The 20,584-nt window shown below is 34.7% G+C and carries 16 protein-coding genes; 6 read left to right on the top strand and 10 right to left on the bottom strand.

Annotated features, from left to right (window positions below):
* Nucleotides 1-8 precede the first annotated feature (8 nt).
* Nucleotides 9-986 (top strand): YHYH protein, encoded by a 978-nt coding sequence (locus UABHE_RS01305; protein ID WP_372368350.1) that lies wholly within the window; start codon nucleotides 9-11, stop codon nucleotides 984-986.
* 16 nt (nucleotides 987-1,002) lie between these two features.
* Here the strand turns inward: UABHE_RS01305 and UABHE_RS01300 are convergent, their stop codons facing one another.
* Genes UABHE_RS01300 through UABHE_RS01285 form a run of 4 tightly spaced genes read right to left on the bottom strand, consistent with a single transcriptional unit; the run spans nucleotide 1,003 to nucleotide 5,221 of the window.
* Nucleotides 1,003-2,376, bottom strand: coding sequence for a phenylacetate--CoA ligase family protein (locus UABHE_RS01300; RefSeq protein WP_372368349.1), 1,374 nt, complete (start codon nucleotides 2,374-2,376; stop codon nucleotides 1,003-1,005).
* A gap of 8 nt (nucleotides 2,377-2,384) precedes the next feature.
* Complete coding sequence (locus UABHE_RS01295) at nucleotides 2,385-3,362, bottom strand: flippase-like domain-containing protein (RefSeq protein ID WP_372368347.1); 978 nt, start codon at nucleotides 3,360-3,362, stop codon at nucleotides 2,385-2,387.
* Nucleotides 3,363-3,369: 7 nt separating this feature from the next.
* Complete coding sequence (locus UABHE_RS01290) at nucleotides 3,370-4,761, bottom strand: aldehyde dehydrogenase family protein (protein ID WP_372368345.1); 1,392 nt, start codon at nucleotides 4,759-4,761, stop codon at nucleotides 3,370-3,372.
* A gap of 43 nt (nucleotides 4,762-4,804) precedes the next feature.
* Nucleotides 4,805-5,221 carry an Rrf2 family transcriptional regulator gene (locus UABHE_RS01285; RefSeq protein WP_372368344.1) on the bottom strand — a complete coding sequence of 139 codons (417 nt, stop codon included), beginning with the start codon at nucleotides 5,219-5,221 and terminating at the stop codon, nucleotides 4,805-4,807.
* A gap of 210 nt (nucleotides 5,222-5,431) precedes the next feature.
* On the opposite strand from UABHE_RS01285, the gene UABHE_RS01280 reads away from it, so the two are divergent.
* Complete coding sequence (locus UABHE_RS01280; RefSeq protein WP_372368343.1) at nucleotides 5,432-5,806, top strand: group 1 truncated hemoglobin; 375 nt, start codon at nucleotides 5,432-5,434, stop codon at nucleotides 5,804-5,806.
* 75 nt (nucleotides 5,807-5,881) lie between these two features.
* Here UABHE_RS01280 and UABHE_RS01275 read toward each other — a convergent pair whose 3' ends face one another.
* Nucleotides 5,882-7,780 carry a HEAT repeat domain-containing protein gene (locus UABHE_RS01275; RefSeq protein WP_372368342.1) on the bottom strand — a complete coding sequence of 633 codons (1,899 nt, stop codon included), beginning with the start codon at nucleotides 7,778-7,780 and terminating at the stop codon, nucleotides 5,882-5,884.
* Nucleotides 7,781-8,197: 417 nt separating this feature from the next.
* On the opposite strand from UABHE_RS01275, the gene groES reads away from it, so the two are divergent.
* Together groES and groL are read left to right on the top strand one after the other, a co-directional pair.
* Nucleotides 8,198-8,488, top strand: coding sequence for a co-chaperone GroES (groES, locus tag UABHE_RS01270; protein ID WP_372368341.1), 291 nt, complete (start codon nucleotides 8,198-8,200; stop codon nucleotides 8,486-8,488).
* 18 nt (nucleotides 8,489-8,506) lie between these two features.
* Nucleotides 8,507-10,195, top strand: coding sequence for a chaperonin GroEL (groL, locus tag UABHE_RS01265; protein ID WP_372368340.1), 1,689 nt, complete (start codon nucleotides 8,507-8,509; stop codon nucleotides 10,193-10,195).
* Nucleotides 10,196-10,265: 70 nt separating this feature from the next.
* Here the strand turns inward: groL and UABHE_RS01260 are convergent, their stop codons facing one another.
* The 5 genes from UABHE_RS01260 to UABHE_RS01240 form a co-directional block, all read right to left on the bottom strand.
* Entirely contained in the window at nucleotides 10,266-11,897 is a 1,632-nt protein-coding gene (locus UABHE_RS01260; RefSeq protein ID WP_372368339.1) for a DNA alkylation repair protein, read from the bottom strand.
* Between the two features lie 460 nt (nucleotides 11,898-12,357).
* Nucleotides 12,358-14,727, bottom strand: coding sequence for a CocE/NonD family hydrolase (locus UABHE_RS01255; RefSeq protein WP_372368338.1), 2,370 nt, complete (start codon nucleotides 14,725-14,727; stop codon nucleotides 12,358-12,360).
* A gap of 35 nt (nucleotides 14,728-14,762) precedes the next feature.
* Complete coding sequence (locus UABHE_RS01250; RefSeq protein ID WP_372368337.1) at nucleotides 14,763-15,077, bottom strand: YbjQ family protein; 315 nt, start codon at nucleotides 15,075-15,077, stop codon at nucleotides 14,763-14,765.
* Nucleotides 15,074-15,526, bottom strand: coding sequence for a zf-HC2 domain-containing protein (locus tag UABHE_RS01245; RefSeq protein ID WP_372368336.1), 453 nt, complete (start codon nucleotides 15,524-15,526; stop codon nucleotides 15,074-15,076). Before UABHE_RS01245 ends, UABHE_RS01250 begins: the two co-directional genes overlap by 4 nt.
* Nucleotides 15,526-16,050, bottom strand: a complete 525-nt coding sequence (locus UABHE_RS01240) for an RNA polymerase sigma factor (RefSeq protein WP_372368334.1) — start codon at nucleotides 16,048-16,050, stop codon at nucleotides 15,526-15,528. The genes UABHE_RS01245 and UABHE_RS01240 overlap by 1 nt, the downstream gene beginning before the upstream one ends.
* 219 nt (nucleotides 16,051-16,269) lie before the next feature.
* Between UABHE_RS01240 and UABHE_RS01235 the strand changes: the two genes are divergently transcribed.
* Nucleotides 16,270-18,969: a hypothetical protein gene (locus tag UABHE_RS01235; protein ID WP_372368333.1), complete on the top strand. Its 2,700-nt coding sequence runs from the start codon at nucleotides 16,270-16,272 to the stop codon at nucleotides 18,967-18,969.
* Nucleotides 18,970-19,098: 129 nt separating this feature from the next.
* Complete coding sequence (locus tag UABHE_RS01230) at nucleotides 19,099-19,827, top strand: transposase (protein WP_372368332.1); 729 nt, start codon at nucleotides 19,099-19,101, stop codon at nucleotides 19,825-19,827.
* Nucleotides 19,828-20,584: the final 757 nt, after the last annotated feature.

Here is a 20,584-nt window from a genome sequence, read left to right as displayed (position 1 = left end):
GAGAAGTTATGAGCTATAGAATAATAATATGTGGATTTTTTTGTTTGATGCTACAATCTGCCCCAGAAAAGAAAAGCTTTGTACGCATAGATGATCAACGTGGTTATCGCTATATCTTTACAAACAGTATTCCAAACCATTTACATGGTTCTTTTCCCAATAGAAACAACCCTAATCGAATTTCAAAAATTAAACGCGTTTATAAAGTAAAGAGCAAACCTTTAGTTGCAAAGAATACTGTACCTGTAGCTCATTATTTATTCGGAGTGGCGATAAATGGCATTCCATTTGATCCAGGAACAGCAGAGTTCTGGCAACGAAATCGTCATTCAGGATGGCGTTATGAAGCTCTTTCTGGAAAAATTAATTTAGGGCTAGATATGAACAATGCTCATGTTCAACCTAATGGCATGTACCATTATCATGGAATACCGTGGCAATGGCTAACAAAGAAAGTCACAACCCCTGACGTTACATTGGTCGGTTATGCAGCGGATGGTTTTCCAATATATGCTCTTTACGGCTACAAAAATAATGAAATTAGCAAAATGCGTTCTAGTTACAAAATAAAAAAAGGAATGCGCAAGAGTGGTCCTAGAGGATACTATGATGGGACTTTTGTTGCTGATTATATATATGCTGCTAACACAGGAGATTTAGATGAATGCAACGGTAAATTTGGCGTTACCCCTGAATACCCACAAGGGACATACCACTACTATCTAACAGAAGATTTCCCTTTTGTTCCGCGTTTTTTTAAAGGAACTCCTGATTTTACCTTTAAAAAACAAAAGAAAGGTCATCGTCCTCAAAAAAGCCTATCCTCTCAAGAAAAATTGTTAGGTAAACATTTTCGCCATTGTAGATATTGCCATGAATTAATTCGCAATAATAATCTACGCATAGGAAGACCCCCACAATGGCATAAAGTCCCTAGCGCTATCTTACAAAAAATAAAAACTCACGCAAAAAATCAACAAGATTAATAAGTGAGTAAATGCTCTAATCTTGGGGAACTTTACTAACAAAACGACGAAATTTGCCTGAAATTTGTCGTGGAATTTCAGTGCAAAATTCAAAATCGGATTCAAGATAATTATGTAAATTAAGTTTTTCAAGATGCTTACAAAATTTATTTTTCATTTCAACAGAAATATCCTCTTTTGTAGCTATACGTATATGGACATGGTTATCACGATCGTGAATAATTTGATATTCTTCAACACGAGGATCACTGATCAAAGGTGGTTCAAAAGCACATGGATGGATTGGTGTTTGCTGCCTAGATTCATTTCGTAACCAAAATATATCATCAGTTCTTCCATCTATATTACTTATAGTAGGGGAAAGATCTCCGCAAATACATTTTTCCTTACTAAGAGTAATACGATCATCAAGAACAAATCGAATAATAGGAAAAGAATAGCTATTCAAGTTTGTGACTACGACACGATGACCAGAAACACCATCAGAAACTCTTTTATTTTTTTCATCTATATTCTCCAGAATAGAGACTTCTGGACGAAGATGAAGAATTCCATTGTGACATGAACTCGCGATAAAAGGACATTCTCCTGCTCCATACACATTATGTATTTTTGCGTCTGAGAATTGCTCTCTCGCAACGGATATTGTATAGGGATCTAGTGGTTCACTTGTACAAATGATATGTTTTGGTTGTACCTTTAAACTACCAATGAATGCTTGACGTGCCAGCACACGCAACATAGATGGGTAACTCACCCATACTTCAGCTTTTATTGCGTTTAATTTCGCGATAATTTCTTCTATAGGCTGACCTATGTCCACAATTTCAGAATAGGCAACTAAGTTCATTACTCGCACAAATTTTTGCATGAGATGAGAATAGAATGTTCCAGGAAAATGGCCGCTTTCTAATATAATAGAAGCTATACGCATTTTTTTTCCCAACAAAGCATTCATCATTGTTTTTACAGAGCTTGGCACTGTTCCAAAAGCAATAGAAGAAGATACCATACGTTCAGCATCCTCCTCACCAATAACTAAACATGTAATTTGACCACTTGTGCCACTTGTGCGAAAGGCAAAATGTTTAGAGGGCATTCGTTGTGCGCTTGCAGCATTAGAAAAAAAATTCATTACTGATTTTCGATCAACATCACAATAGGCAAGAATGGAATCGAAATTTTCCATAAGCTCTTTTTTAGTTAGAATAGGGATTTTATCCAGGTCTTGAATACAAGAACATCCTTGTAAACGCTGCTTCCAAAAAGGTATTTTTTTAGCTTCGTACATAAGTTTTTCAAACCGTTTTGCTTGATATTTTTTTCTTTTTTCCCAAGAGCGGCGCGTTGATTTTCTTAATTTTTTACTAAATGTGAATATCTTAAGCATCACTATTCCTAACAGTATTTTTTTTCCCAATTTCTCCCAAGTAAGAACAGGCCGATAACAATCCACAAAACTTCTCTAGATCTCCTTAGTATCGAAAAAGCCAAACCTACGCTAGAATCGAAACCAAACATTTTGAATAACATTACCTGACCAGCTTCTTGAACACCAATAGAGCCTGGAATAAAAAAACCTGCTCCTTTAATTGTCATTGCAATCGCTTCTATCGCAAAAATAGTTGACCAACTCACCGTTTGCCCTGTTAAAGCAAAAAAAGCATACACTTCAAATACACCACAACACCAACTTAGAAAATAATAAAAAAAAGAAGTAATGAGTCTACCTTTTTCATTTCGATAATAATCTAGAAGAACAGAGTCAAATTTAGTTAACGCTTCCTTGTATTTTGTAAGAGAAGACGCTAATATTTTCATTTTAGCAGCCCATTTACTAAAAAAATTGCCAAAACCATAAACTTGAAGCGCAAGAAAAACAAGGAGAAAAATGGCTAAAGTTGCTATAGACAACTGAATGTTTACTATAACAGGATTACTCCGGTCGCCTAAAACATTCATCGCAATTTCAATTCCAATCAAAATAAAAATTACTTCTGAAGCGACCATCAAAAACTTTGCAACCATCACCGACGCAAATCCATGCGCAAGAGGAACATTATTTTTTTTGTTTAGAATATAGGCCTTTACTGGCTCTCCCCCCAAATATGCTGTGGGAGTGACGTGATTAATTGCTTCTCCTGCGACTCTAGCGTAAAAAAGAGTTGAAAAAGGCACTGAAATACTGCGACTAAAAGAATACTTCCAACCAAGTGTATCAAGTAAATAAACTCCAAAATACGGAAGTAAAAACAGAGGAGCGTAAACACCTAACTGTCTAATTTCTTGCCATATGTTTCGAGCGCCTATTTGATACACCAGGCCAATAATTACTACTATTCCCAAAACAAGAAGCATATTTTTTAATATTTTCATTCAGTCCTCAAGAAAAAATATTTGTAACACTACGCGCGAGTTTCTCTGTCCATTTGTTGTATGGAGGATAGATAAACGACAAACCCGAAAATCTACCTTGATAAAGAACAGATCTGCCATGAGAAAAAGTTTTAAAGCCAAAAAAGCCGTGATATTCTCCTATTCCACTTGTATTTACTCCTCCAAATGGTAAATATGGATTACCTAAATGGATAGCGACATTATTAATGCAGGTCCCTCCACATGTAGTATTCGTAATTATATGTCGAATATTTGCTCGTAACTGCGAAAAAAGATATATAGCCAAAGGCTTATCTTTTTTACGAATAAAGTCACTTACATTTTCAATGTTATCATAGAAAATAATAGGTAAAATAGGGCCAAAGATCTCTTGTTCCATAATCGGAGAGTCTAAAGATACACCACAAATAACTGTAGGAGAAAAATAGCGTTCTGTTTCATCGCTAAACCCACCTAAAAGGATTTTTGCACCTCTTTGCTTCTCTTCATCCAAAATGCCGCGCAAACGCTGCCAATGCTTTGTATTTACAATATTACCTATTTTTGGTCGTTCTGCACTGCCATAAAATTTTTCATGTGTTTTCATCACAGCCTCACAAAATTGCTGCTGGATTTTCCTATCGACAAAAACATAGTCTGGGGCAACACAAGTTTGCCCCGCATTCAAAAATTTTCCCCACACTATACGCTCTGCTGCTTTTTTTATATTTGCTGTTTTATCAACAATCGCAGGACTTTTCCCACCTAATTCCAGGGTAACAGAAGTTAAATTGTTAGCTGTCGCTGCTAAGACTTGTTTTCCAATATTTGAACTTCCAGTAAAAAAAACATGATCAAACGAAAACGTAAGTAATTCTTTTGCAACACTAGCATCACCTTCAACAACAGAAACCTCATTTTCTAAAAAAACTTGCGATAAAAGCCTTTGTAAAAGCTTGCTTGTTTCGCAAGTTATTTCAGAAGGTTTTAACACCACACAATTTCCTGCTGCAACTGCTGAAATCAAAGGAACAATTGCCAAATGAAAAGGATAATTCCACGGAGAAATAATTAAAACAACACCTTTTGCTTCGTATAACAGTCGACTTTTTGTTCCCATTAATCTTAGAGGTGTTTTAACTTTTTGTGGCTTCATCCATTTTTTTAAACGCTTAATACAAAAATTAATTTCTGCTATTGCTGGTTGAATTTCGGTAAGTTCTATTTCAACTTCATTTTTCTGAAAGTCATTGCGCAGTGCTTGGTAAATTTTTTCTCGATTTTCCAAAATATGCTTACGTAAATTTTTTAACTTTTTTATGCGTTCTGTAGCGTTGGTTTGAGAAATAGACCAACGATTTTCACGTAAGTTATCTATTATAGTAGAAATAGAACTCACTGGTAGCTCCTGCTAAATTCAAAAAGGTTTTAGAGACTAGTCTCTACTTAAAAGCTTGCTTTATTTCATTTTCATTATTCACAATATCTTGAAGAGAATATTTTTCTAGAGTATCTAAAAAACTATTTTTAGCTTCATATAGTATATTTTGAAGTTTACAAACATTTGTAATCTTGCATTTCCCTTGTGGCTGAAAACATTCTACTATATAAAAATTTTCTGTCTGTACCACTAAATTTTTTAAATTGATTTTTTCAGCTGACATAGCTAAAGAAATACCACCTCCTCGCCCTTGAACAGTTTTTACATATCCAATTTTGCTTAGATTGTGCACTACTTTTACAATATGGTTTCTCGAAATACCATAAGTTTTAGCAATCACAGAAATAGAGCTTCTTTTTTGTACGGCTAAAAAAATAAGTACTCGCAACGAATAATCAGTAAACGATGTTAATTGCATAATATTCCCTTGAACATTTTTTTCGAACTCGTCTCTACTTCAAAATACTAAAGTTTCTAAAAATGAAATAGCTTTTCTCTAAAATTTGCTTGTCTTAGTAAATAAAAAAATTTTTCAATTGTAAAGTAATTTTAAACATGCATAATAAATACATGTTTAAAATTAATAAACAATCTCTCGATTATTTTTATATAGATGAATGGAGCAACAATGGGCGATAAAAATCTATTTGAAAAATTAGGTGGTAAACCTGCAGTGGAAACTACAGTAGATAAATTTTACGATCGTGTACTAAAAGATGAACGCATTAATCACTTTTTTACAAACACCGACATGAAAAAACAAAGAAATCATCAAAAAGCATTCTTAACTTATGCTTTTGGTGGAATGAAAACTTACAATGGACGCAATATGCGCGCAGCGCACGAAAAACTAGTTAAAGAAAAAGGTCTAAATGACTCTCATTTTGATGCGGTAGTCGAAAATTTAGCAGATACATTAAAAAGTCTAGGTATTGCTGATGATTTAATCCAGCAAGTAGCAGCTGTAGCAGAAACAATAAGAGGTGATGTTTTAGGAAAGTGATTACGATTTATCAGTCGTCAAAAAACATTTGATTTAGTAATCGTACTTGGGCGGCTTTGCAACCGCCCCTAATTTCTAACGTTCTAAATTATCAATATGAATTTCTTTCAAAACAGCTAACCCTGCTTGCCGCCATTCTTTATTATCGCTTTTAAGTAATACAACTAAATGCTCTGGTACATTTTCCTTAATGTTAATCAAAGCAATTGTTGCAGCTTTTTTAATCCAAAAATTATCCTCTTTTAAAGCATTCACTAAACCAGGTATCGCAGGCTGACCTATTTTTTCGAGTATTTTAATCGATGATTTGCGAATATTTGCGTTTTTTCCTTTTAGAAGTCCTAATAGCTTAGGAACAGCTGGTTCAGAAATTTCCGCAATAATATTACTAATTTGTTTACGTAACTTTGTATCTTTGTTAAGAACTTTCATCAGCGGTATAACACTACGTTCTCCTATGGATTGTAGATTCAAAAGCGCATATTCGTTACTCTCATTATCGCTACTCGACTGAAGTATATGAATAAGCGGCCCTATTGATTCATAGTCTTTCACCTCTAAATCTAACATCGTTTTCATAATTGCTACGCGAAGTTCTCTATCTCCTTCTAAGAGATACGAACGTAACTTCGGCATAATTTTTTTATCGATTTCTGGTAATTCGGCGAGAGATTCAACAGCTGATTTTTTTACATTGTCATCTTTATCATCAAGCGACTTCATCACGATTCTCTGTGTTTTACTAGATTTTTTTGCAATATTCACTGTAAGCTGTAAAGCTTCCTGGCGAATTTTAGGAGATTCATCGGCACACAATTGAAAAAGCATTGGATGTAAGTCTTGATGCTTTTCTTCTATTTGCGACAAAGCAAATATAGCTGCCAGTTTAATCATAGGAATCTTCGACTTGGAAAATTTTTTCAACTTCTTAATTGCTTTAGAAGCCTTGTCCTTCATTTTTCCTAAGGTTCGAATCACCGCTTCGCATAAATCATCGTCAGGTTCATCAATTAACTTTAGTAAAATATCAACAACATCGTTTGCAGGAGGAAAGTTGGAAATGAGTGCAAGTAAAGCAATTCGTTGTTTTACATTACCCACTGTTGCTAGAGACTCAAGGATACTTTCTCTCGCACCTTCTCCGATGTTTTCAAGTGCCCATTTAGCATTACGCACAACTTTAGGATCATCATCTGATAATGAAGAAACTAAATAAGGAATTGCATTGGCCGCATCTTCCCCTATTTTCCCCAAACTCCAAATAGCCAGTGTGCGAGTACGAGCATCCTTTTTTACAAGAACTTTAGTAAGAGATGGTACCGAATATTTTCCAAGTTTTGCCAATGAAAAAGCGGCAGCTTTACATATCTCTGATTTTTTATCTTCGAGTAAAACAACCAACAAACTAGCTATTTTAGTTTGCTGCCATGGAAAAAGTCCGAGTATTTTTGTTGTTTCTAAGCGAATTTTACTTTGTCTATTTTTTAATGTTTTTTGCCACAGCCACAAAAAAGGAATTGCACAAGTTCCTGACATAAGTGCAATTGTTTCGGCATCAGGATGTTCTTTTCTAACAGCAATACTAAATATTGCATTTACTTTCTGAGCATTAAATATTTCCAAATATTTATCGTATAAACAATCACTAATTTTTGCATTTTTTGCATTTGCTAGTATTTGCAGCGAAAAAATAACGGTTTCAGGCTCTTCTTTGCACACAAAAAACTGTTGAATAAATTTATAAAATAATTTGTTATCTTCAAGCGTAGCAAGATTTTTACCTAAATCGAGAATCGTGTCAATAGGCCAACCACTCAAGATTTTTTCTAAACTTAAAGTCGTTTGTTGAAGAGAATAATTTTCTAACAAGAAAATAAAGTTTTGCGGTATATCTTGCGATTGCGGTAATTCTAATAATTTTTGATTTATTTCTTCAGAAGTGCTTTTTTTACTTTGCTTTTTCCAAAATATCATATATTTCTCTCATTTACATCTGCGCAACTTGTCACATTGGCTCAATCGTCAAAACAAAATGTCATCATGGCATATAAAGAATGCTATTTTGCTCAAATGGCTTTTTTTCGTAAGTCTTTTATTTTGTAGACTTTAAAAATATATTTATATTTCTGTTTTGATAGGCACTTTTTTTGCTTTGTCTTGTAGACAAAATTATATACAGTAAGTTTTGTTTTCTGAATTGTACCATACCTAAGTTGTCGTGCAAATAGAAAAGTTATGTTGGATTAAGAAAACAAGATACTTGAAATTTGTAAAGTGTTTAGAAAATTCTGATGAGAGTTTTCTTGTAAATATAGACCTACAGAATATGAAAAAATAGTTTGCTCTTGCTCATTATTTTTCAACATATTCGATATCAAGGAGAGAGTGTAGATGGCTAACATTACACCTATCGGAGATAAGATTTTATTAAAGCGTTTAGCAGCTGAAGCAAAAACCAAAGGAGGCATTGTTCTCCCAGAAGCAGCTAAAGAAAAACCAAAAGAAGGTGAAGTAATTGAACTTGGTTGTGGACGTCTTCTAGATGATGGAAAAAGGGCTCCTTTTACAGTACAAAAAGGTGATAGAGTCATTTTCTCATCTTATGCAGGAACCGAAGTAAAAATCGATGGTGAAGAATATCTTATTTTATCAGAAGATGAAATTTTAGTAATTGTGAAGTAACAAACAAGGAGATAATCCATGGGTAAGAAAAAAATTGCATTTGACGCAGAAGCAAGAGAAGCTATACGCCAAGGCGTAAGAACTCTAGCTCGTGCAGTCAAAGTAACTTTAGGACCTAGAGGGCGCAACGTTGTAATTGAAAAGAGCTTTGGTGCTCCAACTGTAACCAAAGATGGAGTGACAGTTGCTAAAGAAGTAGAACTAGAAGACTCGTATCAAAACATGGGCGCGCAAATGGTAAAAGAAGTTGCTTCAAAAACTTCTGACATAGCTGGAGATGGAACTACAACAGCTACTGTACTTGCGGAAGCTATTTTTGAAGAGGGCTTAAAAAACGTAGTTGCGGGAGCAAACCCTATGGCACTAAAAAGAGGGATTGAAAAAGCTGTCGAAACATGCGTTGAGTTCCTAGAAAAAAATAGTACGCCTATCAAAGATAAAACAGAAATCGCACAAGTTGGAACAATTGCTTCTAACAACGACAAGCTTATCGGAGATATTATTGCCGATGCCATGGAAAAAGTAGGCAAAGATGGCGTTATTACTGTTGAAGAAGGAAAAAGCTTGGAAACAACAGTAAATCTTGTTGAGGGAATGCAATTTGATAAGGGATATATTTCTCCTCATTTTGTAACAAACGCAGACTCCATGGAAGCTGTTGTTGAAAATCCGCTTATTTTAGTGCATGAAAAAAAGATTTCAGCAGTAAAAGACCTAGTTCCTATACTTGAAAAAGTAGCACAAGCAGGCAAGCCACTTTTAATCATAGCAGAAGATATTGACGGTGAAGCACTTGCTACTTTAGTTGTGAATAAATTGCGTGGCATTATAAACTGTTGTGCAGTAAAAGCTCCAGGTTTCGGAGATCGTCGTAAAGCAATGCTTGAAGATATTGCGATACTAACAGGTGGCAAAGCTATATTTGAAGATCTTGGTATAGAGCTTGAAAATATATCTGTTGAAGATCTTGGATCCGCAAAAAAAGTAATTATTAACAAAGATAATACTACAATTATCGAAGGCGCAGGAACGACAGAAGATATACAAGGTCGCATCAAGCAAATACGCCGCGAAATTGAAAACTCAACATCTGATTATGACGTGGAGAAACTTCAAGAAAGATTAGCAAAGCTTTCAGGAGGAGTTGCAGAAATATACGTTGGAGCTGCTGTTGAAGTTGCTATGAAAGAGAAAAAAGCACGAGTTGAAGATGCACTACATGCTACGCGCGCAGCGGTAGAAGAAGGTATACTTCCTGGTGGCGGTGCAACTTTACTAAGATGCCGTAAAGTTCTTGGTGAATTAAAAGATAAAAGCCAAGGAGATGAAAAAACAGGTATTGACATAGTACAGAGAGCACTTAGTGCACCATTGAGACAAATCGTTGAAAATGCTGGTCTAGATGGCTCTGTAATTATCCAAAACATACTAGCATCTGATGATAACAACTATGGTTACAATGCGAATATTAACGAATACTGTGATCTAGTTAAAACAGGGATCATTGATCCAACAAAAGTAACAAGATGTGCTTTACAGCATGCTTCAAGCATATCCTCTTTACTACTAACTACTGATGCTTTAATTAGCGAAATTAAAGAAGAAAAACCTGCAATGCCAGGTGGTGGTGGTATGGGTGGTATGGGTGGTATGGGTGGCATGGGTGGCATGGGTGGCATGGGTGGTATGCCAGGCATGGGCTTCTAAATTCTCAAACCCACACACAAAATAGATCATAAAAAACCGGCTTTTATAGGCCGGTTTTTTTATTTGAATATTACTTTTTTTTAGCTTTTGTCTTCTTAGCAGCTTTCTTCGTTGTCTTCTTAGCAGCAGCTTTCTTAGGAGTTGCTTTTTCAGCAGCTTTCTTTGTTGTCTTCTTAGCAGCAGCTTTTTTAGGAGTTGCTTTTTCAGCAGCTTTCTTTGTTGTCTTTTTAGCAGCAGCTTTTTTAGGAGTTGCTTTTTCAGCAGCTTTCTTTGTTGTCTTCTTAGCAGCAGCTTTTTTAGGAGTTGCCTTAGCAGCAGCTTTCTTTGTTGTCTTCTTAGCAGCAGCTTTTTTAGGAGTTGCTTTAGCAGCAGCTTTCTTCGTTGTCTTCTTAGCAGCAGCTTTCTTAGGAGTTGCCTTTTCAGCAGCTTTCTTCGTTGTCTTCTTAGCAGCTTTTTTAGGAGTTGCTTTTTCAGCAGCTTTCTTCGTTGTCTTCTTAGCAGCAGCTTTTTTAGGAGTTGCTTTTTCAGCAGCTTTCTTTGTTGTCTTCTTAGCAGCAGCTTTTTTAGGAGTTGCTTTCTCAGCAGCTTTCTTTGTTGTCTTCTTAGCAGCAGCTTTTTTAGGAGTTGCTTTCTCAGCAGCTTTCTTTGTTGTCTTCTTAGCAGCAGCTTTTTTAGGAGTTGCTTTTTCAGCAGCTTTCTTTGTTGTCTTCTTAGCAGCAGCTTTTTTAGGAGTTGCTTTTTCAGCAGCTTTCTTTGTTGTTTTCTTAGCAGCAGCTTTTTTAGGAGTTGCTTTCTCAGCAGCTTTCTTTGTTGTCTTCTTAGCAGCAGCTTTTTTAGGAGTTGCTTTTTCAGCAGCTTTCTTTGTTGTTTTCTTAGCAGCAGCTTTTTTAGGAGTTGCTTTTTCAGTAGCTTTTTTTGTTGTCTTCTTAGCAGCAGCTTTTTTAGGAGTTACCTTCTTAGCAGCAGCTTTTTTTGTTGTTTTTTTATTTTTTTCTTCTGTTTTTTTGCTTGTTTTAGCTTTGGCCATTGTAGATTTTTCCTTTAGTTTTTTCAATGATTTCTTGATGTGTTCTATGGCATTGGGAGTTTTGCAGCTTGTTTCGCCATGATCAACTTTTACTTTGCCAATACGTCTTGCGCTTTTAAGCGCTTCTTCCTCTAACTGATATACGCCGATTGCAATAACTGCATTGTTCATTGCATATCCTGCACGGTTTAATGATTCATGTATTTCGTTTTCAATTGTTTTTAAGTACTTTTTACACTCCTCTTTACTAATATCTTGTCCATTTTTCAACGCATCGCTCAAAATATTATAACCACATTGTCTATAATATTCTTTGTCGCTTTTCATCCACGTCTGCATTAATTTCTTAAAAAAAGAAGTCTTGGCAACTAGGCCAGCGAGGTAACTACCTACCATATAGAATTGAACACTTTTTATCCATTTCTGTGCGTTTTGAATTGAAAATTGTAGGGGGTCTGCAATCATTGTTGCAAGAACTTGAGCATCTAAGTTATGTGAATTCCATAATTCGAGGGCTAGTGTGTGGTGTGTTTTTATTTTTTTCTTCAACTTGTTAAGATTAGCAAAGCTAACGCCATATATGAGATTATTTTTTGCTCCGTGCTTTTTGTATATCTTCACTCCCTGAGCAGTTCCCATATCTTCCAGCATCTTCATGGCTTCATTGTAGTCCATGCACGTTCCTTTAAACGGTGAATGAAAAGGCGCATACAACAAATAAACCATCCTTCGATTAGGTCAAAAAGTTTATTGTTTTCTGCTGAATTACTTTGTGTTTTCGGAAAGTTTTAAATTATAAGATGATTATTTTTCTATTCCAAGAATAAAATATTTATATTTTGTGATTTTTAAATCATTTTTCTATTTTTGTAGCTCACATTTCAGCGTGGACCTTTAACCCTTTTAAAACAAAGTAATCCTTCAGACCTTATAAATCAAGAGTTACATCAATCAGAATGCTTGTATTCACTCCAAGAAAAGCTATTGCGTCGCTATAATTTTTTTTTATGCTTTGTTTTATCTTCTTTCCGTAATCAGTACAAAAAAAAACGCTTTGGGTTTACCAAAGCGCTTCAAATAAACATGTATACTACAGCTGTCTTTCTAAAAAATAGATGACAGATTCCTAATGTGATTATCGTTTTTCAATAACAGGAAGCACTACATGTGACGGGTATTCTAAACTATGATATATCTTTTGTTTTGCAGTAACAAAATTTGTATCCATTTCGTTGTGCCCACCTGTGTTCAAATTTCGCGAAAACAATGGAAACATTGCCGAAGCAATCTCAATACGAATGCGATGCCCTTTACGAAACGTTATACCAGTTTGCCACATATCAATACTGTAAGAATAAACTTTATCTTTTTCTAAAAACACAGGCGTAGTTGTTGATTGACGGAAACGAGCGCGAATAACGCCTTTTACTAATGACAAAGCTTCCCCTTTTTCATCAATATCAACAAGAGTCACAAACCAATCAGTATCTTTTGCAGAGCTAGAAGCATAGAGTACCGACGAAACCGGTCCTGCAATGCTTACATCTGATTCTAACAGCGCAGTTTCGTATACCAAAATATCACTGCGATTTTCTAATGTTTTCTTACGAAAAAGTTCGCTATTTTCTTCTTCGTTCACATAATCAGGTGCGGGGGTAGGATCTTCAGGGTCATAAGTGTAAGAATCAGGTACTTCTTTTATTTTTTGCTTGCTCCACACAAGCGCCCCATCGCCTTTTGTTGTATTTGCTTTACCTTCACTAGAAAGAAAAAGTTTAGTAGGCACTGTTTGCAGAAGAGGGTAAGTGTCACCAGTCACCCACTCGTTGGAAAACATTAGATAGATCTTAACTAAAGGTTCATCGCAAATCTTATTGTCTATTCCTTTTAACCAATAATCAAACCAACGTAAATAAAGAGTCTGTAAATCCAAACCTGCTTGTTCACCAAACTCCAGGCTTCCGATAGATCGAGAAGATTGATCAGTATGCCCCCAAGGCCCTAAGACAAGCTTTTGATTTTTATTCTTAGATTTTTTCAAATAACTATAGTTCAATTTCGAACCAATCCCATCACCATCAAACCAACCAGATTGTAAAAAAACCGGTATTTCTAATTGACTAAGTCTATTCATAAAATTACTTTTTTGCCAGTATTCGTTATTGCTATTGTTCTTAATCCACTTACGCCAGTACGAATTTTCTTTTCCTAATAATTTCTTATCTAAGTCAATCACTGGTAAAGAAAGTAGTTCTTTATCATAAGCACGCTCAGATATATCTGAAATTGTTTTTCCTGATAGATCATCTGTTGCATTTTGCTCAAGTATTTGCGCCCACCATATTGAACCAAAAATAAAAAACGCTCCATATTCGTAAGGAATATTAAAAAAAGGATCTGGTGGCGCGACATTAGGAATAATTGTCGTTAAGTGTGGAGGTTTTGCTACTGCTGCCCACAACTGTGTCCATCCGACATATGATGCACCAATCATACCGACTTTTCCTGTAGACCACGACTGTACTGCCAACCACTCAACAGCATCGTAACCATCTTTTTCTTCATTGATGAACGGTTCCCAAATACCTTCTGACGAAAAACGACCGCGGCAATCTTGTATCGCAACAATGTAACCGCGACGCGCATAAAAATTACCTTTATTCTCTCCTAATTCTTTTTTATAGGGAGTGCGTACTAGAATTACCGGAGCTTTTGAAACATTTTTTGGAAAATACAGATCAGTAGCAAGCTTTACACCATCGCGCATTGCAATCATCTTGGTTTCTTTTTTTACTTCATTTGTAGGCTTTGAAAGTAGTGGATCTTCATCATTTACTTTCATTAAATCCTGGAAACCATCGCGAATGTATGTAACATATTGAATAGGAACGTTCATCATGTAGACTTTGAAGTCCTCTCCTACCCACACATCTATACCAATACTAGCAATTGTCATGTGAAAACGTTGAAAAGTCCAAGTTTTACCTTTTACTCTACGTACTTCGTTTCCTTTATATTCGACATCTGCATCTAAGCATGCAGCAGGAATCGCAAACCGTGAAAAGCTCTGTTTCCCACCTTTTTCTTTATCATATTGCTTGAGAACAAAGCTTTCTAAAGCAGGTCCATAAGATTCATGAAAGAAATATTTATCGGTTAATTTGGTAGTTTTTGGTTCCCCATTAATTGAGTAGTGAGCACTATTATTCTTTCGCAAAACCGAAAAATGATACATAGGTACCTCAATTTCGGCCTTGTTCCATAATCCATTATCGTCACAAACAATACTTAGCTTGTAAATTAAAGTTTGTCCTGCATAATCCAATTTAAAAGTACGATTGTAATTACCTTTTTCATCAAGATGATAATCAATTGTGCCAAGCTCACTTTGATTTTGGTATAATTTAAAAATCGCTTGGTCAGGCATTCCAGCTAAGTTTGATCCAGTGCTATTTTGAGCACAGCACCAACTTAACAAAAAAATGAACACATAAACTAATTTCATCAAAAATTCCTAACTAAAATAAGTGAAAAATAACCCTATTCAACAACAACGGCTGTCCCATAAGCTAACATTTCAGCAGCTCCCCCCATCAGAACACTAGTAGTAAAACGCACTTGAATAACGGCGTTTGCTCCTAAACTCTGCGCATCCGTCTTCATACGTTCTAATGCTTGTTCGCGAGCTTGAGCAAGAAGTTGAGTATACTCTTGTACTTCACCACCAACTATATTTTTAAAAAGGGCCATGATATCTCGCCCCATGTGACGCGTACGAATAGTATTTCCTTTAGCAACTCCCAATGTTTTTCTTACTTCCTTACCAATGATCCGATCTGTTGTTACAATCATCATTTGTTGATCCTTTCAAAAGGGTCATGTTTTCTAAGGACAAGTCGTTCGCGAACCACAGAAACAAAAAGAATAATCATTCCAATAATAAAAATAGCTAACCCTGCTCGTACAAGTGCAGGTGTTTCAACATTCCACATCAACTCTTTAAGAAGTTCATACATTGTATAAGCAATTAGTATCACAGCCCCAAAACTAACAAAAATAAATCCTAGGCGTCTTTCTAGCCGATTATATATGCCATCCCAATATATATTCCATGCCTGCTCCTGTGGCTCAACAAACTTTATTTTTTGCATTTCAGCCTCCGTTTCTGCAAAACTTTGCCAGTATTGCAAACACGAACAATCACTACAGTTTTCTAACTGCTTATGTAATTTTTCTTGCTGTGAAGAAGTAATTTCTCCATCTTCCTGAGCCATAAGTAATATTTTTACTTGTTCACAGTCCATTACTCTCCCTTGTCTAATAACTCTCGTAAACGCGTTTTTGCACTGTACAAACGCGACATAACTGTACCAATAGGTATTTTTAACGCTTCTGCAATTTCTTTGTACGATAATTCTTGAAAATACTTCAATTGCAGTATTTCGCGGTCCACTGCCGATAAACTATTGATAGCGGTAATAATATTTTGATGCTTTTCTGTACGCTGTACAATCCATGCAGGATTTAACTGCATATCACTTATTTCTTTTATCTCACAGTTGTTTTTATTTCGCCGCAATTGTGTATAACAACAATTCTGTAATATTTTGTAAAACCACGGATAAAAGCTTTTATCTACATCGTATCTATTAATATTACGATAAGCACGAATAAATGCGTTCTGCAAAGCATCTAAGGCATCTTGAGGATTTTTGGTAATAAAAAGAGCCGCACGATATGCCTTTTGACGGTATCTATTAAAAATAAACTCAAAGCTATCGCGATCACCACGTTGGCAATTTTTAATATAATTTTGTTCTTCAGACATACTATTCCTAACCTGCCTTAGTTTATTCAGTAGGACGTGCACCTAAACTAACAGACTCTACTCTATATACTCAGCTACTTGTTATTTTATTCGCAAAAAATTTTTTTTCTGAAATTAAGTGTTTTGTCACATTGTCTGCTATCATAAAAAACAATCATTAGAAAATTAATGTTAATTAAAAAATTTTCACTTGTACCCTCCTCACATTAGGAGCATAAAATGACTTTTTTACATAAGAAACGTGGACTTGCTATCATTGTAGTACTTATTGCCCTGTCTTTACTTTCTTTATTAGCACTTTCTTTTATACGATTTTCAATATCTTCGCGTTTAGAAAGTGAAAATACTCTTTTACAAACAACGGCAAACCTAACAGCCTATGCAGGAATAGACCATGCTTTGGCAAGTGTTTTTCAGAAGTTACTGCGTGGCAAGATAATAAAAAATGATTTGCACAGCGGTCTTTTCTTACAAAAAAGTTTTATCCACTCTATTGGCTATAGCGGGGCCACTGGAAAAATTTCAGGTAAAAATCGTATTGGCAATTACGGAGTTAACAGCAATGTATACACAATAAAATTAATCAATGAAACAGCTAAACTAAATGTTAATAGTTACATTGCTTTCCCAAAAAAATACCAAAAGTTTTCAGATCAAACCTTATATTCAATACTTGTTAGTTTGGCAAAAGAATGTAAACTTAAAAAGCCACACACTATTGCAAAAATCATTAGTAAATTTCCTGTAACTAACAATAAACGCTTTTTATCCAACGAGCATCTTTTCTCTTTTTTACGTAGATATATTCCTCCCACACCAGCAGCTCAAAAATTCATGGAGAATTTATCTACAATAAATAACACAAAAAGTTTCCCTATATACTACAAAGGTCCATTACCAAAGTACTATGAATTACGTTCAACTATCGATATCAATCACATCTCGACAGAACTTTTATATGCACTCATTACAAACATAAAAGCAACAGCTAACTTCTACACAAAAAAAGCAAAAAAATTTTCGCACTACACAAATAAAAATCTTGTACAAAAAACTATTATCTTTGCCGATGCCAGTGCTAAAAATATTGCAGAGTATATAAAAAAGCGTATCACCTTTGGACAACCATTTTACTCTTTTTCACAATTTGCTAAGTTTATAGATTATGATTTACCTTCACGTTATTTTCCTATTTGCCCACCAGATATTAACAAAGAACTATGGGTACAAACATGGCGCGATACTCTTAAAAGCAATTTCAATTGCCACAAAATAAACAACAACTATAATCCCAATACACCAATGCACACAAACGTTTCAAAAAAACACATGTATTTTAAAAAACAGCATATATTTTATCCTGGCCATACAGTGGAATTACATTTTTTTTCAACAGGACCTTTTTCAGTTATCTCAACAAGTTACATCACAGCAAACCAGCAAATTGTTTCTACAAAAAAATTGAAAATACTAGTCGTTTGGGGAGAAACACTTAGTCACTCACAAACAAAAGACTTCACTAAACCTACAGCACAATTTGAAAATACATTATGCGCTCCAAAAGAAATAACCTTCGCAAACAACAACTTCATCGAGCCTACCGCTAAAAAACCACCAAAAGGTTTATTTAATTTTCCACAGCCCAATACTAAAATAAACACAGAAATTAGTTATTTTGGTTCACCCAACAACAACGACACTACGATATTTGCATATAAATCAAAAATCTCAAGTAATAATATTATAAACTCTTTTTCATATTTACAAAATCACATTGGTCATGATGGTTTTGTTTCTCGTCAAGCTTTTTATCAAAACAACAAAGACAACCACTACTTTGTTACCCATGCATTTTCTCGTAAATCACTATCACACAACTTTCGTAATACAAATACCCAAAACGACAGTCATATTGCAAATTACAACGGGAGCATCGAATTTTGGATAAAATTAGACCAACCTATTGGAAATAAGAATACGCCAGGTCTTTACTTTCCGTTATTTTCATCTACAACAAAAAATAAATTACAGCAAGGAATAAAACAAAAAAATAACTCAAACACACAGTTACAAAATGGTAGATTTCATGAAGGCGTTCAAATGTTTTTATTTATAGATCCCTTAGGTTATATACACTTTTTGCGTACATACTACACTTATGTATTCACACTTGACCATTCGAAAAAAATAGTCTCATATGGAACAATAAATCCTAAAGATAAAGATCTAAAACGCACATTTATTCGCCGTCATATAAAAACCAATATTTCTAACTTAGACTGGCAAGCTCACACATGGCACCATGTGATTGTTAGATGGTATGATGAAAAAGAAATTTTTACACTGGAATTAGATGGGCGTATAAAAATCGACAATTTCACGAATGAAGAGCAGGGAGCATTAGTTTTAAACGAAATAGACCCAAGAGATTCACTTTTTATTAATGGTTTTAAAAGACACCAAGCATATAAAGGTGGATTATTTCCTTTTGCCAAAGAAATCAACTTATGTGGCAATACCACAATCGACAATTTTATTTCTTATGCAAAATATGATCAAGCAAAGTATAAACATCGTTATCATAACTACAGTAGTTATACAAATTCTTTTTATATTGCTAAAAAAGCCATACTTGGTCCTGTTACTTGGATCCCTTATACCAAAAATAACAACACTAAATATACTAAACTTCCTCAAGTTATCGTCGAAATTCCAAATAGAAAAGTGGAAACATTCTCTAATAAAGATATGATTGTTCCCAAAAAAATGACGATAGTAAACAATCAATTTTCTTCATATAAAGTAAGTTTTATTATTGGTAAGAAAGAAAATGGTGGCTTAGAATGCCCTTCCTTGGGATCGATATCGCAAATTATTCTTTTTCCTTACCCAAAAACAAAAACCGTCCACTTTCCTTAGAAAATTTGTATCAGTAGCATACATCAATAAATATAATCCAGCTTTTTGAAATGTTAAAAAAGTTTTTCTAAAATTGTAGAATACAGTGGTAGAGTAAGAAAACTTCTGATAAAGAGAATAGGAAACAAGATGCGTGCTCCAAGATTAATCTATGTTGGCGGGATATACCATGTTGTTGCACGATGTAATAATCGCCAACATTTTTTCAATAACCACGAAGACTTTAATCTCTATTTAACAATGCTAAACAAAGCACGAGATAAGTACAATGTAAATATTCACGGATTTTGCGCGACGAATAACCACATTCATTTGATTTTGGGTACACCACAAAACAAATATTTATCTCTTTTTATGCAGTATGCTCAAAGCCATTTTGCAAAAGCATACAATAAAAAATACGGGAAAACGGGGCATTTTTGGGCAGGAAGATATCATTCAACCATTATAGACTCAGAAGAATATTACATGAATTGCCTGCTTTATGTTGAACTAAATATGACAAGAAACGGTGCCAAAAAACACCCTAAAAATTGGAAATACTCTAGCTACAAACAACATGCATATGGAAAAGGTACTTTTCAAATAGATTACCACGATCAATATTTACAGCTAGGTTCTTCACCTAAACAAAGGCAAAAAAAATACCGCCAAATAATGCAGTCAGCAATGCAGGAAAAAGGCTTGTTAAAAAAGCAACAACCAATTACTTATGGTATTATATACGGTTCAAAACAATTTATACAAAATACTATTCAGAAATATGCCAATCACAAATACTATAAAAAACGTAAATATCACAAAACAAAAGAAAAGGAAATATATACGTTAAGAAAAACTCATAGAGATACGAGTTAGTAATGATTCTCTGTAATTCCAAAGTAAAATCCCTACGAAAACGTGCTCAAAGTCTATCAACACCATCATTTTGTGCAAAATAGTAATTGAATTCATGATCAAGAATAGATCTTTAATTACATGTATAAGATTCATGATCAAGAATAGATCTTTAATTACATGTATAAGATCCGAGTGGAAAGGTCCGTCTCATAATAAATAATTAATCATTTTTTAAATTCCCCACTTCCATTACAACATTATTCATTAATTTATCTGTTTGTTAGTAAGCATTTGTACATATCAAGCCTTAATTGGTTTATTGGTTTCGAAAAAATACTCCTGTTGTTTTTCACAAAAAAGGTCTGACCCGTATTCAACAAATCACAAAAAAGGTCTGGCCCGTATTCAACAAATCACAAAAAAGGTCTGGCCCGTATTCAACACAAAAAAGGTCTGACCCGTATTCAACAAATCACAAAAAAGGTCTGGCCCGTATTCAACACAAAAAAGGTCTGACCCGTATTCAAAAAGGTCGGACCCGTATTCAACAAATCACAAAAAAATCACAAAAAAGGTCTGGCCCGTATTCAACACAAAAAAGGTCTGACCCGTATTCAAAGGTCTGGCCCGTATTCAACAAATCACAAAAAAGGTCTGGCCCGTATTAACAAATCACAAAAAAGGTCTGGCCCGTATTCAACACAAAAAAGGTCTGGCCCGTATTCAACACAAAAAAGGTCTGGCCCGTATTAACAAATCACAAAAAAGGTCTGAC

Origin of the sequence: Candidatus Uabimicrobium helgolandensis, assembly GCF_041508025.1 — a bacterium.
Classification (GTDB): Bacteria; Planctomycetota; Uabimicrobiia; order Uabimicrobiales; family Uabimicrobiaceae; genus Uabimicrobium; species Uabimicrobium helgolandensis.
The sequence above is the reverse complement of the archived record's forward strand: the minus strand, read 5'-3'. Positions and strand labels throughout refer to the sequence as shown.

Coding starts and splice junctions, on each gene's coding strand:
- UABHE_RS01305 (WP_372368350.1), top strand. CDS start 9: ATGAGCTATAGAATAATAATATGTGGATTTTTTTGTTTGATGCTACAA.
- UABHE_RS01295 (WP_372368347.1), bottom strand. CDS start 3,362: ATGAAAATATTAAAAAATATGCTTCTTGTTTTGGGAATAGTAGTAATT.
- groES (WP_372368341.1), top strand. CDS start 8,198: ATGGCTAACATTACACCTATCGGAGATAAGATTTTATTAAAGCGTTTA.
- groL (WP_372368340.1), top strand. CDS start 8,507: ATGGGTAAGAAAAAAATTGCATTTGACGCAGAAGCAAGAGAAGCTATA.
- UABHE_RS01240 (WP_372368334.1), bottom strand. CDS start 16,050: ATGTCTGAAGAACAAAATTATATTAAAAATTGCCAACGTGGTGATCGC.
- UABHE_RS01275 (WP_372368342.1), bottom strand. CDS start 7,780: ATGATATTTTGGAAAAAGCAAAGTAAAAAAAGCACTTCTGAAGAAATA.
- UABHE_RS01250 (WP_372368337.1), bottom strand. CDS start 15,077: ATGATGATTGTAACAACAGATCGGATCATTGGTAAGGAAGTAAGAAAA.
- UABHE_RS01230 (WP_372368332.1), top strand. CDS start 19,099: ATGCGTGCTCCAAGATTAATCTATGTTGGCGGGATATACCATGTTGTT.
- UABHE_RS01280 (WP_372368343.1), top strand. CDS start 5,432: ATGGGCGATAAAAATCTATTTGAAAAATTAGGTGGTAAACCTGCAGTG.
- UABHE_RS01255 (WP_372368338.1), bottom strand. CDS start 14,727: ATGAAATTAGTTTATGTGTTCATTTTTTTGTTAAGTTGGTGCTGTGCT.
- UABHE_RS01300 (WP_372368349.1), bottom strand. CDS start 2,376: ATGCTTAAGATATTCACATTTAGTAAAAAATTAAGAAAATCAACGCGC.
- UABHE_RS01285 (WP_372368344.1), bottom strand. CDS start 5,221: ATGCAATTAACATCGTTTACTGATTATTCGTTGCGAGTACTTATTTTT.
- UABHE_RS01235 (WP_372368333.1), top strand. CDS start 16,270: ATGACTTTTTTACATAAGAAACGTGGACTTGCTATCATTGTAGTACTT.
- UABHE_RS01260 (WP_372368339.1), bottom strand. CDS start 11,897: ATGGACTACAATGAAGCCATGAAGATGCTGGAAGATATGGGAACTGCT.
- UABHE_RS01245 (WP_372368336.1), bottom strand. CDS start 15,526: ATGGACTGTGAACAAGTAAAAATATTACTTATGGCTCAGGAAGATGGA.